This is a genomic window from Curtobacterium sp. VKM Ac-2865, from assembly GCF_015350905.1.
Lineage (GTDB): Bacteria > Actinomycetota > Actinomycetes > Actinomycetales > Microbacteriaceae > Curtobacterium.
On record NZ_JADKRZ010000009.1, the window covers coordinates 1 to 13,236 of the forward strand.

Genomic DNA, 13,236 nt, shown 5'->3' on the forward strand with positions numbered 1-13,236 from the left:
GGGGTGGGCACGGGTCGGGTCTCGAGGCGGTAGTCCCCGGGGCCGTGCACCACGACCGCCCGCATCGTCGCAGGGATCTCCGGGGTCGAAGGCGTTGCAGCGGCCGCCTGGGGAGGGGTCGAGGTCGTGGACATGGTGGTCTCCGTCGGTCACGTTCCAGCCGCGTCATCGCGGTGCAGCAGACCATACGGGGTCCTGAACAGATGTCAAGAACAAGATTTCTGGTCGGACACGATTCGCGCTGATCTGCGATTGCCCCTTGCAGAAATCTCGTTCTGCACGTAATTTCTGGTCAGGCCGCTCCGAGAGGCGCGGTCGACGCCGTTCCGCAGGGACCGGCTGACCCCACCAGACGACGACGTCAGGCGCCCGCCGCGTGCTCGTCGTCCTCATGCAAGGAGCACGCGATGCCGCGAGCCGTCCGCCCCGCCACCGGGGCACCCCGAACCGAGCAGGCGTCCTGCGTCGACGGGACGCAGTCGTGAGCGCCGTCAGCACGACGTCGCCGCAGCGCCGACGCCTGACCCGCCGGATCGTCATCGGCGCGGTCGTGCTCGTCGTGCTCATCGCGATGGCGCTGAGCGTGAAGGTCGTCAGCAAGGGCTCGTCCGTCGGAGCCGGCCCGGCCGCGTTCTCCGCCTCGGCCTGGGGCAAGAAGCACTTCCCCGAGGTGCAGGCCGCGATCGCCAAGCGCGCCGTCCCTGCCGACGAACTGGCGACGGCGCTCAACGCCGACACGGCCGCCGCGACGAAGAAGTACGGCGTCGCCGGTGGTGCGGGCACGGAGTTCTCGACGACCTTCACGGGCACCGTGGGCGAGGCGCAGGACGGCCTGTACCCGGTCACCGTCGACGGGCTGCCGGGGGGACTGCTCATCCGCATGCAGACCGGTCCGGCCATCAACGGCACCGACCTCCGCGACGCACCGGGGACGATCGAGTTCGGGCAGTTCACGAACCAGATCGACTACCAGAACGCCGGCGCCGCGCTGAACGACCAGCTGAAGAAGCAGGTGCTCGCCGACGTCGACACCGCGTCGCTCACCGGCAAGACCGTCGAGGTCACCGGGGCGTTCCAGCTGATCAACCCGAAGGCCTGGCTCGTCACGCCGTCGGCCCTGGACGTCCGATGAGCGGCGACGGCGCGATCGGCGCGGTCGTCCTCGAAGCCACCGACGTCGTCAAGACCTACGGGGCGACGCGCGCGCTCAAGGGCGTCAACTTCGCGATCCACCGCGGTCAGGTCACGACGCTGTTCGGGGAGAACGGCGCCGGCAAGTCGACGCTCATGAAGATCCTGTCCGGGGTCGAGCAGCCGACGTCGGGCACGCTCACGCTGCACGGCGAGACCGTGTCGTTCGCCGACACCGTCGACGCCCGCGACCACGGCATCTCGATCATCCACCAGGAGCTCAGCCTCGCGCCGAACCTGACGGTGCGGGACAACATCTTCATGGGGCGCGAGATCACCGGCCCGACCGGTGTCGACTACGCCGAGGAAGCCCGGCAGTCCGCGACCGTCCTGGCCGAGCTCGGCGAGGAGATCGACCCGCTCGCCGTGGTGTCGGACCTGCGCCTCGGCCAGCAGCAGCTCATCGAGATCGCCCGGGCACTGTCGGTCGACGCCCGGATCCTCATCATGGACGAACCGACGAGCGCGCTCTCGGCGTCCGAGGTCGAGGTCCTGTTCCAGGTCGTCCGCGACCTGACCGCCCGCGGCGTCTCCATCGTCTACATCTCCCACCACCTGGAGGAGGCGCTGGAGATCACCGACCACGCGGTCGTGCTCCGCGACGGCGCGATCACGGCGATGGCCCCCGCGGCCGACATCGACCTGGAGTGGGTCGTCCGGGCCATGGTCGGCGAGGGCTTCGACCTCGGGTCCCCGCCCACCGGCTACGACTTCGGACCGGTCGCCCTCGCGATCGAGGACGTCACGGTCGCCGACCCCGACGTCCCCGGCCGCAACGTCGTCGACCGCGTGTCCCTCGACGTCCGTGCCGGCGAGATCGTCTGCATCTACGGTCTGATGGGCGCCGGACGCACCGAGCTGCTCGAGGCCGTGGCCGGACGCAACCGGATCGACGGCGGCCGGGTCCGCAAGGGCGACCGCGACCTGGCGGGCCTGAGCATCGCGGACCGCATCGAGGCGGGCCTCGGACTGGTGCCGGAGGACCGGCAGCGGGACGGGCTCGTGCAGACGATGACGGTCGGGCACAACATGTCGCTCGCCTCGATCGGCGCCTTCGTGAAGGGCCTGTTCCTCTCCGGGAACCGCGAGACCGACATCGTCACCGAGTCCATCCGGACCGTTCACGTCAAGACGCCCGGCGGCCACGCGATGATCGGCTCGCTGTCCGGCGGCAACCAGCAGAAGGTCGTCATCGGCAAGATGCTGGCCACGCAGCCCGACGTCATCCTGCTCGACGAGCCGAGCCGGGGCATCGACATCGGCGCCAAGGCCGAGGTCTTCAAGCTCCTCGCCGAGCGCGCCAGGAACGGCCTCGCGGTCGTCTACACGACGTCGGAGGTCGGTGAGTGCCTCAGCATCGCCCACCGCATCGTCGTGATGAGCCGGGGGCGCATCGCCGCCGAGTTCGGATCCGAAACCACCAAGGAAGCGATCATGGCCGCCTCGGGCGAGGCCGTGGTCGCATGACCGCCACGAACGGAACACGCATGTCCTCCACCACCTCGGCGCGACGCCGGCCCGCGATGTTCGCCGACGGGTTCAGCCTCGGCCGGCTCCTGCTGCAGGGGCGCGCGTTCTTCGCCCTCGTCGCGATCATCGTCGTCTTCTCCGTCCTCTCTCCCAACTACTTCACCGTCAGCAACATCCTCACGATGTCGTCCCACGTCGCGGTCTACGCGATCCTGGCGATCGGCATGCTCGTCGTGATCCTCAACGGCGGCATCGACCTGTCCGTCGGCTCGACGCTCGGGTTCTCGGGCGTCATCGCCGGTGCCCTGATGAAGGGCGTCACGATCGGCGGCTCGACGCTGTACCCGAAGGTCTGGGTCGTCGTCGTGGTCGCCTGCGCGGTCGGTGCGTTCATCGGCTTCGTGAACGGCATCCTGGTCGCCCGCTTCAAGGTGGCCCCGTTCGTCGCGACGCTCGGCATGCTCTACGTCGTCCGCGGCATCGGCCTGCTCATGACGAACGGCCTGACGTACAACGACCTCGGCGGGAACGCGGCGCTCGGGAACACCGGCTTCGACTGGCTCGGCTTCAACCGGTTGATCGGGCTGCCCATCGGCGTCATCGTGATGATCGTCGCGGCGATCGCGGCGAGCCTGCTGCTCAACCGCACGGTGTTCGGCCGCTGGCTGTACGCCTCCGGTGGCAACGAGCGGGCCGCGGAGCTCTCCGGTGTCCCGGTCAAGCGGGTCAAGGTGCGGGTCTACGCGCTGTCCGGCCTCTGCGCCGCCATCGCGGGCCTGATCCTGTCGTCCGAGCTGACGAGCGCCAGCCCCACCGCGGGCAACTCGTACGAGCTCACCGCCATCGCGGCCGTCGTCATCGGCGGCGCCGCGCTCTCCGGTGGTGTCGGCAACGTCCGCGGCACCCTCCTCGGGGCCTTCGTCATCGGCTTCCTGTCCGACGGCCTCGTCATCATCGGCGTCTCGGCCTACTGGCAGACCGTCTTCACCGGCGCCGTCATCGTCCTCGCCGTGCTGCTGAACGCCGTGCAGTACAAGCGCCGCCCGGCCCGTGCCGGCGGGACGACAGCGCCCACCCCCACAGCTCCCGTGGACACGCAGCCCCCGGCCGCCGTCCACGAGAAGACCGCCGGCTGACCCCCGTCACCGGAACACAGCGAAAGGAACCCCACAATGAACCGCAAGCTGGCAATGGTGCTCGCCGCGGGCGTCGGCCTGACCCTCGTCCTCGCCGGCTGCTCCGCCGGGGGCAGCGCATCGTCGGACAAGGGCTCCGGCTCGGGCTCGTCGAAGAAGGGCGGCCTGATCTCGATCATCGTCAACGACCCCTCGAACCCGTACTGGAAGACCGAGGGCGACGTCGCGTCGGCCGAGGCCAAGTCCCTCGGCTACAAGTCGAACGTCTCGGCCTCCAAGGGCGACACGAACACCGAGAGCAACCTCATCGACACCGCGATCACGAACAAGTCGGTCGCGATCATCCTCGACCCGGCCAACGCGAGCGGGTCGATCGGTGCCGTGAAGAAGGCCGACGCCGCTGGCATCCCGGTGATCCTGGTGAACGCCGAGATCAACCAGTCGGGCCTGGCGAAGGCGCAGCTCGTCTCGAACAACGCCCAGGGCGCCGCACTCGGCGCGCAGCAGTGGGTCAAGGACGTCGGCGACTCGGGCAACTACGCCGAGCTCTTCGGCGCCCCGTCGGACAACAACGCGCAGACCCGGTCGAACGGCTACAAGACCGTGCTGTCGCAGTACCCCGGGCTCAAGGAGGTGGCCAAGCAGGTCGCGAACTGGGACCGCACGCAGGGCCACGACAAGATGCAGTCCATCCTGCAGGCCAACCCGGACATCAAGGGCGTCATCCCCGGCAACGACGAGATGGCCCTCGGCGCGGTCGCCGCGCTGAAGGAGGCCGGCAAGCTCGACCAGGTCAAGGTCGGCGGCTTCGACGGCTCGCCGGACGCGGTCGACGCGATCAAGGCGGGGGAACTGCAGTACACCGTCCTGCAGCCGGTCGCCACGTTCGCGAAGAAGGCGGTGCAGGAGGCCGACTCCTTCATCCGCACCGGCAAGACCGGCGCCAGCCAGGAGAAGCAGGCGTTCGACTGCGTGCTCATCACCAAGGAGAACGCGGACAAGGTCACGTCCCCGTTCACCCTCGCCGAGTGAGCGCGTGACACCACGCCCTCCCACGGGCGCGACGGCCGGTCGTCCGGGACGACCGGCCGTCGCCGTGTCCGACGCCGCCCGCGACGGCCACGCCCGCTTCCCGCTCGACCTCGTGTACCAGGCGGCGCGGATGTACTACCTGGAGGACGTCACGCAGGTGGACATCGCCGATCGGCTCGCGGTGTCGCGGGCCACGGTCAGCCGCCTGGTCTCCGAGGCCCGGCGGTCCGGGCTCGTCGAGATCCGGGTCCGCGACCCGTTCCTCGACGAGACCGTCGCCCTGGCCGACGAGGTCCGGGTGCTCCTGGGCCTCGACGCCGTGCAGGTCGTCTCGGCCGTGCACCACGCCACCATCGGCAGCGACCTGGCCGCCGCGGTGACCGTCGCCGTCGACCGGATGGCGCTCCGCCCCGGCGACGCCCTGCTCATCGGCAGCGGCCGGACGACCCACGCGGTCGCCCGCGACGTCACGCTCCGCCTGGACGGCGTGCTCCTGGCGCCGACGGTCGGTGGGCAGGCGGACCCGCTGCCGTGGTTCCAGTCGAACGAGATCACCCGGCTCGCGGCCGAACGGTCCGCCGCCGTGCCGGCGTTCCTGTTCGCGCAGGCGCTGCCGTCCGTGGACATGCGGGCGTCGCTGGAGAACGACCCGGCCTTCCAGCACGTGGTCGGCCTGTGGGACCGCGCCGTCGGTGCCCTGGTCGGCGTCGGGGCCCCGCCGGCGATCCGCGACGCCCACGCACGCGGGGTCCCGGTGGACGACGAGGTCCTCCGCGACGCTGCCGGGGACGTCTCCCTCAACTTCTTCCGCGCCGACGGCTCCGAGATCGCCTTCGACGGGGCTGAGCGGATGGTCAGGACGCCACGGTCGGTCCTGGTCGACATCCCGCACGTCGTCGCGATCGCGGTCGGGCCGGAGAAGGCACCGAGCATCATCGGGGCCGTGCGGGCCGGGGTGGTCGACGAGCTCATCACCGACGTGGCGACCGCCAGGGCCGTGGTCGCGATCGCCCAGACGGACGGCGGGAGCGAAGGCTAGCGGCCCCAGAACCGGACAGACAGGCCAAACCCATGTACGTTCGCTGAAAGACCGCTGCATGCGGTCGCACGTCGAAGGAGCAAGCAGCATGGCAAACACCACTTCCGGTCGTCCGACGACCGTCACCGTCGCATTCGTGATCTGGCTGATCGTCGTCCTGGCGAACATCCTGTCCGGCGTCATCAGCCTCGTGTCGGGCAGCGCGTCCGACGCGGCCGACAGCGTCGGCACCGCCCCGCTCGTGGGCGGCGCGATCTTCGCGTTCATCCTCGCGATCGTCGAGCTCATCATCGTCTTCAAGATGCGCGACGGTCGCAACTGGGCCCGCATCGTGCTGACCGTCCTCGCGATCCTGCAGCTCATCGGCGTCGGCGTCGGTGCCGCCTCCGGCGGCAACGCCTTCGGCTGGATCGGTGGCGTCGCAGTGCTCGTCGCGACCATCCTGATGTACGTCGGTGGCGCGAACGGCTACTTCCGCCGCCACTGAGTCGAGCGGGTCGCCCAGGCGACCACATGACGGACGGGAGGCTCGGGGCACGACTGCCCCGAGCCTCCCGTCCGTCTCCTGCGTGCGCCCGGCGCGCGCTCAGCCGAGCACCGGCTCCCGCCGGCGGTGGAACGAGCGGTAGGCGCCCGGGGCGGCCCCGAACGCCCGGGTGAAGTGGGCGTAGAAGCTGCTCTGCGACCCGAAGCCCGCGGCGTGCGCCACCTCGCTGGTGGTCATCGTCGTCGTGGCGAGCAGCCGCTGGGCCTCCGCGACCCGGCACCGGGTCAGGTACTCCACGATCGTCGTGCCGACGTCCTGTCGGAAGACGGTCATGGCGTAGTGCGGGTGCAGGTGGGCGGCGGCAGCGACGTCGGTCACGGAGACGGGTTCGCGGAAGTGGCCCACGACGAACCGGACCATGTCCACGACCCGGTGCATGGACTCCGCGGTCCCGTGGTCACCGCAGGGGCGGAGGTCCACCTGTGCGCGGGCGTGCCGGAGCAGGCGTCGGACGAGCGCCTGCGCCTCCAGGTTCGCGATGAGCTCGGCGCCGTCGTCGGCGAAGTCCTGCTGCCACGAACCGAGCATGGACTCGACGTCCCGTCCGGCGGCCGACGTCGGGACGATGACCGGGCGGTTCAGGAGCATCGCTCCGAGGTCGTGGTCGGGGAGGCCCCACGCGAGCACCTCGGCGAGCGGGATGTGGACCCACCGGAACTCGCCGACCTCGGTGGGCTCGCCGATGAGCTGGTGCGCGGTCCAGCCCCAGAAGAGCGCGGTCTCGCCAGCGTGCACGCTGATCGGCGTCCCCCCGAACCGGTAGTCGAGCCGGCCCTCGAGCACGAGGTTGATCTCGAGGTCGTCGTGACGGTGGGAGGCGTCCATCCTCGGAGCCGGCCCGCGGTGGCTCCAGTAGGCGGGCTCCACGGTCTCGACGACGGAGCCGGGCGTCAGCGGATGGGTGAGCGCGTCATCGAGCACGGGGCGAGCCTAGGACAGCTCCCCGAGCAGGACCCCGGCCGACCTGAGGATCCGGGAACGCCGCCGTCCGAAGTCGGAGGCGGGCCCTCCCGGGCGCTCCGTAGCGTGCTGCCATGACCAAGATCACCATCATCGGCGCCGGCGGCTTCGTCTTCCCCTTCCGTCTCATCGGCGACCTCGTCAGCTTCCCCGCGCTGCAGGACGCGACGCTGCACCTCATGGACCTCGACGCGGGCAGGGTCGCCCGCACCGCGGCCGCCGCCAGGGAGCTCGTCGCGCACCACGGCCTCGGCGTCGAGGTCCTCGAGACCACCGACCGCCGCGCGGCCCTCGCCGACGCGGACGTCGTCATCATCACGTTCCAGGTCGGCGGCGTGGAGTCGTACAAGTGGGACGTCGAGATCCCGCGGAGGTACGGCATCGACCAGGCCGTCGGCGACACCGTCGGCCCCGGTGGGGTCTTCCGCTTCCTCCGCTCGGTGCGTGCGTACGAGGACATCGCCCGCGACGCGCTCGAGCTCTGCCCGGACGCGCAGTTCATCAACTACGCCAACCCGATGGCGATGGCCACGGCGTTCCTCAACGCCAAGGGGCTCCGGACGGTCGGGCTGTGCCACAGCGTGCAGGGCACGACGCGGATGCTCGCCAGGACCCTCGACGTGCCCTACGACGAGGTCGAGTTCGTCAGCGCCGGCATCAACCACCAGGCCTGGATCCTGGAGTTCAAGCGACGCAACGGCGAGGACCTCTACCCCCGCCTGCGCGAGGTGATGACCGCGAAGCACCGCCGGGGCGTCGCGGCGGCCGACCTGCACGACGACGACGGCGACCACAGCGAGGCAGCGCTGGCCGCCAGCAACTACGAGGGCGGCAACGAGCAGGTCCGCACGCAGCTGATGCGCTCGTTCGGGTACTTCGAGACCGAGTCGAGCCACCACGCGAGCGAGTACGTGCCGTACTTCCGGAAGGACCCGGAGACGACGCTCGAGTACATCCCGGAGCGCTGGGACTACTACGAGATCTGCCTGGCCCACGACGAGCAGGGCGACGTCGACCAGCAGCTCGAGAAGCTCAAGGCCGACCTGTCCCCGTCCGTCGAGTACGGCGCCAGCATCGTCAACGCGATCGTCACCGGCATCCCCGCGGTCGTCTACGGGAACGTCCCGAACGCCACCGGCGTCATCGCGAACCTGCCGTCCGACGCCTGCGTCGAGGTGGCCTGCCTGGTCGACGGCAAGGGCGTCCAGCCGACCTCCTTCGGCGAGCTCCCGCCGCAGCTCGCCGCGATCAACCGGACCAACACGAACGTGCAGACCCTCGCTGTCCGGGCCGCGTTGACCGGGGACGTGGCGAACGTGCACCACGCGGTGGCCCTCGACCCGCTCACCGCGGCACACCTGACCCTCGACCGGATCGCGGCGATGACCGACGAGCTGCTGCACGCCCACGCGGCGCTGCTCCCGGAGGCGCTCCGTCCGGCGGACGCGGTCGGCGTGGAGCAGGGCCACGGCCAGGAGGCCCGGCCCGCCCTGGTCTGACCGGTCGCGCCCGGCGGACACCGCGCCGGGCGCGACCCCGAGGCCACGGCGCGGTGCTGCGCGCACCGCGACCCGAGCCTCCTGTCCGCACGACCCGGCACCACGACCTCAAAGGAGAGGACATGCCGAACCGCCCACCACCCCAGCTCGCCAGACGGGGGTTCCTCGCCCTCGCCGGCATCTCGATGGCCGGCGCGCTCGCAGCGTGCGCCGGCCAGGGGACCGCCGCACGCGGCGGCACGAAGCACATCCGCCTGTCGACCTGGAACATCCCGACCGACATCACGAGCTACCAGCGGATCGCGGACGAGTTCGTCGCCACGCACCCCGGGACCAGCGTCTCGGTGGAGGTGACCACCGGGCAGTTCCACCAGTGGTTCATCACCCGCCTCGCCGCGGACCTGGCACCGGACATCATCCGGATCACCCCGCAGCAGATCGGCCGGTACGCCGCGAACGGCAGCCTCATCGACATCAGCGGCCACATCCCCGCCGACTACCAGTCCGACTACACGAAGCCGTTCTGGGCGATCGGCGCCAGGAACGACGGCGTGTTCGGGGTGTTCCAGCACACCGACAACTTCATCACCTACTACAACCGCGACGTGATGGAGCAGATCGGCGTGACCCCGCCGACGGCGATCGCCGACGCCTGGACCTGGGACCAGTTCCTCGACGTCGCCCGCGAGGTCAAGCAGGTGACGGGGAAGTACGCCTTCGGCTACGGGTGGAGCGGACCCGAGACGGCCTACCGCTGGCTGCCGTTCGTCTACCAGAACAGCGGTGCCTTCCTCGGCGAGGACGGCGCGACGCCCTCCATGGACACCGCGGAGGCGATCGGCGCGCTCGAGTTCGGCCGGAAGTGGTACGCCGAGGGACTCGCCACCACGGGCAACCTCAGCAAGACCGGTGGCGGGGACGTCGCCCGGAACCTGTTCATGACCGGGCAGATCGGGATGATGCTGAACAACCCCGAGCCGATGGCGCAGCTCGACGAGCAGATGCCGGACAACTGGGGGACCGCGCCCATGGTCCGCAACACCGGCGAGGCCAGCGACCTGGGCGGGAACGCACTCGCGGTGACGAAGTCGAGCAAGCACCCCGACCTCGCCGCGGAGCTCGTCGCCCTCATCACGAGTCGTGAGCAGATCGAGCGCTTCTGCCACGACGGCAACTGGCTGCCGGCACGGAAGTCGCTCGACGCCGCCGACGTCGGCTACGAGTCCCACGCGGACACCATGCAGCAGTTCATCGACCAGGGCGCCACGATCCCGCTCTCGATGGTGAAGGCCGAGAGCGGCCAGTACTTCTCGTCGCTGAACGCCGTGTTCGCCGACTACCTCGACCTGTGCCTGCTCGGGCAGCTCCGCCCGGCCGAGGCCGCAGGCCAGATGATGGAGGCGATGCGCAGTGTCACTGCGAACTGACACCAGGGACCGGGCGGCCACCCTGCCCGCGAGCCCCGAACGTCCCGCCGACGCGAGGACGCGACGCCGGGCGCGGTTCGTCCCGTACGCCTTCATCGGTCCGGCGGGTCTGCTGTTCCTCGCGTTCTCGCTCGTGCCGATCGTCATCGCGATCGCGCTGAGCCTCCGGGACAGCAGCACCTCGATCACGGACGGCGGCTGGATCGGCGCCGGGAACTTCACGGCGATGACCGGGGACCCGCTCATCGTCACCGCGCTGCGGAACACCCTCGTGTTCACCCTCGGGACCGTGCCGACGTCGATGGCGATCGGGCTCGCCCTCGCGGTCGCCCTGAACCGACCGCTGCCGGGGCGCGGTGTGTTCCGTGCCCTGTTCTTCGTGCCGATGGTCGCGGCGGGGGTCGTCGTCGGCGTCGTCATGTCCTGGATCTTCAACGGGGACTACGGCGTCGTGAACAACCTGCTCGAGGCACTCGGGCTCGGCCGGCTGCCCTGGTTGACCGCGCCGGGCTGGGCGATGGCGACCCTGGTGATCGTCGTCGTGTGGACCCGCATCGGGTTCTGCATGGTGATCTACCTCGGAGCGCTGCAGTCCGTGCCCGCAGAGCTCAAGGAGGCGGCCGCGATCGACGGCGCGTCCCGCTGGGCCCGGTTCCGCACGATCACGTGGCCGCTGCTCCGACCGACGACGTCGATCCTGGTCATCCTCAACGTCGTGTTCTCGCTGCAGGCCTTCGACGTGATCTACGTCATGACCGGCGGCGGCCCGGGGTTCTCCACCACCGTGCTCATCCAGTACGTGTTCCGGACCGCGTTCATCGACGCGCGGATGGGGTACGCCGCGGCGCTCGGACTCGTCCTCGTCGCGATCCTGCTCGTCTTCACGCTGCTCCGGCAGCGCGCCAACCGCAAGGCCGAGGAGGTCCTGTGACCACCGCACCGTCACCCCGCCAGACCCACCAGTCCCGTCCGTTCCGCGCCCGCCGTCCGCGGCCGGGGCGCTGGGTGCTCGTCGCCGGGCTCTCCCTGCTCGCGGCGGTGATGGTCTTCCCGCTCTACTGGATGGTCGTCTCCGCGCTCACGCCCGGGGGCCAGTCGCAGAGCGGCTCGTTCTACCTGTTCCCCGCGCACCCGTCGTTCGACAACTACACGCAGGTCTTCAGCACGCAGCCCGTCTGGCGCTGGCTCGGCAACTCGGCGCTGATCACCTCGGTCGGCACCGCGCTCAGCGTCGTGGTGTCGCTGATGGCCGGCTACGCGCTCGCGAAGTTCCGGTTCCTCGGCCGGGGGCTGCTGTACTCGGCGTTCCTCGTGACGATCATGATCCCGATCCAGGTGACGATCGTGCCGAGCTTCCTCGTGGTGGCGAAGCTGGGTCTCGTCGACTCGCCGTGGGCCGTGGTGCTCCCGACCCTGTTCGACGTCGTCGGCATCTTCATCGCCCGACAGTTCATGCTCGGCGTGCCGGACGCGCTCCTCGAAGCGGCACGGCTCGACGGTGCCGGCGAGTTCGTCACCTTCTTCCGGGTGGTGCTGCCGACCTGCGGACCGCTCGTCGGGGTGCTCGTGATCCTCGGGTTCATGACGCGGTGGAACGACTTCCTCTGGCCGCTGGTCGTGCTCCAGGGGAACGAGAACCTCACCGTGCCCGTCGCGCTCTCGACGCTGACGAACAACCCGGCGTTCAGCTCGCCGTGGGGGGCCGTGATGGCGATCGCGACGATCACGGTGCTGCCGCTGCTGGTGGTGTTCCTGGCGTTCCAGCGGCAGTTCGTCCAGGGGATCGCGTCGACCGGCATCAAGTGAGCACCCTGACGTTCGGTCCCCGTTCACCCGGAGTCGTTATACCGGGCTGACGCGCACGGTCGGACCGTGCGCAGGACGTGAGGAGAGCCCATGCTGGACGCCACCCCGATCGGTGACCTGCGGGAGTACATCGAGGACCTGCGCACCCGCGGGTTCACGGTCGGGAACGCACACACCCCGGACCCGGAGCTCATCGACCCCGAGGGCAACCCGATCTACACCTGGCTCGAGGACTACCCCTACGACGAGCGGATGTCCCGCGACGAGTACGAGTACGAGAAGTACCGGCTGCAGGTCGAGCTGCTGAAGTGCCAGTACTGGCTCGAGGACAACGACCGCAAGGCCATCATCCTGTTCGAGGGCCGCGACGCCGCCGGCAAGGGCGGCACGATCAAGCGGTTCACCGAGCACCTGAACCCGCGGACCTCGCGGGTCGTCGCGCTGTCGAAGCCGACCGAGCGCGAGCAGGGCCAGTGGTACTTCCAGCGCTACGTGGAGCACCTGCCGAGCGCCGGCGAGATCGTCATGTTCGACCGCTCCTGGTACAACCGGGCCGGGGTCGAACGGGTCATGGGGTACTGCTCGGACGCCGAGTACGAGACCTTCATGACGCAGGCGCCGTCGTTCGAGCGGATGCTCGTCGACTCCGGCATCCACGTCACGAAGTTCTGGTTCTCCGTCACGCGCAAGGAACAGCGGACCCGGTTCGCCATCCGCCAGCTCGACCCGGTCCGCCGGTGGAAGCTCTCCCCGAACGACGTCGCCTCGCTGATGGTCTGGGACGACTACACGGCGGCGAAGGAGGAGATGTTCCGGCGCACCGACAAGCGGTACGCGCCGTGGACGATCGTCCGGTCGAACGACAAGAAGCGCGCCCGCGTCAACGCGATGCGGTACTTCCTGACGCAGTTCGACTACGACGACAAGGACCCGGAGGTCGTGCTGCCGCCGGACCCCCTGCTCGTGATGCGCGGCAAGTCGCTGCAGCTCGAGGAGTAGCCCCCCGCGAGAGGTCCGCCGGAGGGCGATGCTGCATGCCGACTGCGGGTTCCGTCGGTGCTGCGATCAGAGTCCTCCGGTGGTGGCAGGATGAGCGACGGCCGCTTCCCTGGCGACCGGATCTGGAGTG

At 69.9% G+C, this 13,236-nt stretch carries 12 protein-coding genes; 11 read left to right on the plus strand and 1 reads right to left on the minus strand.

The window, feature by feature from the left end; all coding sequences use genetic code 11:
• Positions 1 to 481: 481 nt before the first annotated feature.
• From ITJ54_RS17305 to ITJ54_RS17330, 6 genes are all read left to right on the plus strand, one after another.
• Positions 482 to 1,132, plus strand: a complete 651-nt coding sequence (locus ITJ54_RS17305; RefSeq protein WP_323741774.1) for a DUF2291 domain-containing protein — start codon at positions 482 to 484, stop codon at positions 1,130 to 1,132.
• Complete coding sequence (locus ITJ54_RS17310) at positions 1,129 to 2,658, plus strand: sugar ABC transporter ATP-binding protein (protein WP_194630485.1); 1,530 nt, start codon at positions 1,129 to 1,131, stop codon at positions 2,656 to 2,658. The genes ITJ54_RS17305 and ITJ54_RS17310 overlap by 4 nt, the downstream gene beginning before the upstream one ends.
• Before the next feature lie 20 nt (positions 2,659 to 2,678).
• Positions 2,679 to 3,797: an ABC transporter permease gene (locus tag ITJ54_RS17315; protein WP_228509612.1), complete on the plus strand. Its 1,119-nt coding sequence runs from the start codon at positions 2,679 to 2,681 to the stop codon at positions 3,795 to 3,797.
• 36 nt (positions 3,798 to 3,833) lie between these two features.
• A complete protein-coding gene (locus ITJ54_RS17320) occupies positions 3,834 to 4,829 on the plus strand; it encodes a D-ribose ABC transporter substrate-binding protein (RefSeq protein WP_228509613.1) in 996 nt (331 codons plus the stop codon).
• A 64-nt stretch (positions 4,830 to 4,893) separates the two neighbouring features.
• Positions 4,894 to 5,868: a sugar-binding transcriptional regulator gene (locus tag ITJ54_RS17325; protein ID WP_323741775.1), complete on the plus strand. Its 975-nt coding sequence runs from the start codon at positions 4,894 to 4,896 to the stop codon at positions 5,866 to 5,868.
• An 88-nt stretch (positions 5,869 to 5,956) separates the two neighbouring features.
• Positions 5,957 to 6,355 (plus strand): hypothetical protein, encoded by a 399-nt coding sequence (locus ITJ54_RS17330; RefSeq protein ID WP_194630491.1) that lies wholly within the window; start codon positions 5,957 to 5,959, stop codon positions 6,353 to 6,355.
• 99 nt (positions 6,356 to 6,454) lie between these two features.
• Here ITJ54_RS17330 and ITJ54_RS17335 read toward each other — a convergent pair whose 3' ends face one another.
• The gene (locus ITJ54_RS17335; RefSeq protein WP_194630493.1) at positions 6,455 to 7,336 is read right to left on the minus strand and encodes a helix-turn-helix domain-containing protein; all 882 of its coding nucleotides are present in this window, start codon (positions 7,334 to 7,336) and stop codon (positions 6,455 to 6,457) included.
• 113 nt (positions 7,337 to 7,449) lie between these two features.
• Here ITJ54_RS17335 and melA point away from each other — a divergent pair, with 113 nt between their 5' ends.
• The 5 genes from melA to ppk2 all read left to right on the plus strand — a co-directional run bounded on the left by melA (position 7,450) and on the right by ppk2 (position 13,106).
• A complete protein-coding gene (gene melA, locus ITJ54_RS17340) occupies positions 7,450 to 8,874 on the plus strand; it encodes an alpha-galactosidase (protein ID WP_194630495.1) in 1,425 nt (474 codons plus the stop codon).
• 122 nt (positions 8,875 to 8,996) lie between these two features.
• Positions 8,997 to 10,301: an ABC transporter substrate-binding protein gene (locus ITJ54_RS17345; RefSeq protein ID WP_228509614.1), complete on the plus strand. Its 1,305-nt coding sequence runs from the start codon at positions 8,997 to 8,999 to the stop codon at positions 10,299 to 10,301.
• Positions 10,285 to 11,232: a carbohydrate ABC transporter permease gene (locus tag ITJ54_RS17350; protein WP_194630497.1), complete on the plus strand. Its 948-nt coding sequence runs from the start codon at positions 10,285 to 10,287 to the stop codon at positions 11,230 to 11,232. The genes ITJ54_RS17345 and ITJ54_RS17350 overlap by 17 nt, the downstream gene beginning before the upstream one ends.
• Positions 11,229 to 12,107 carry a carbohydrate ABC transporter permease gene (locus tag ITJ54_RS17355; protein WP_323741776.1) on the plus strand — a complete coding sequence of 293 codons (879 nt, stop codon included), beginning with the start codon at positions 11,229 to 11,231 and terminating at the stop codon, positions 12,105 to 12,107. Before ITJ54_RS17350 ends, ITJ54_RS17355 begins: the two co-directional genes overlap by 4 nt.
• Positions 12,108 to 12,197: 90 nt before the next feature.
• On the plus strand, positions 12,198 to 13,106 hold the full coding sequence (ppk2, locus tag ITJ54_RS17360) for a polyphosphate kinase 2 (protein WP_071273294.1): 909 nt from the start codon (positions 12,198 to 12,200) through the stop codon (positions 13,104 to 13,106).
• Positions 13,107 to 13,236: the final 130 nt, after the last annotated feature.

Excerpts from the sequence above, each read along its gene's own strand:
- ITJ54_RS17330 (WP_194630491.1), top strand. The coding sequence starts at position 5,957 with ATGGCAAACACCACTTCCGGTCGTCCGACGACCGTCACCGTCGCATTC.
- ITJ54_RS17315 (WP_228509612.1), top strand. The coding sequence starts at position 2,679 with ATGTCCTCCACCACCTCGGCGCGACGCCGGCCCGCGATGTTCGCCGAC.
- ITJ54_RS17320 (WP_228509613.1), top strand. The coding sequence starts at position 3,834 with ATGAACCGCAAGCTGGCAATGGTGCTCGCCGCGGGCGTCGGCCTGACC.
- ITJ54_RS17345 (WP_228509614.1), top strand. The coding sequence starts at position 8,997 with ATGCCGAACCGCCCACCACCCCAGCTCGCCAGACGGGGGTTCCTCGCC.
- melA (WP_194630495.1), top strand. The coding sequence starts at position 7,450 with ATGACCAAGATCACCATCATCGGCGCCGGCGGCTTCGTCTTCCCCTTC.
- ITJ54_RS17310 (WP_194630485.1), top strand. The coding sequence starts at position 1,129 with ATGAGCGGCGACGGCGCGATCGGCGCGGTCGTCCTCGAAGCCACCGAC.
- ppk2 (WP_071273294.1), top strand. The coding sequence starts at position 12,198 with ATGCTGGACGCCACCCCGATCGGTGACCTGCGGGAGTACATCGAGGAC.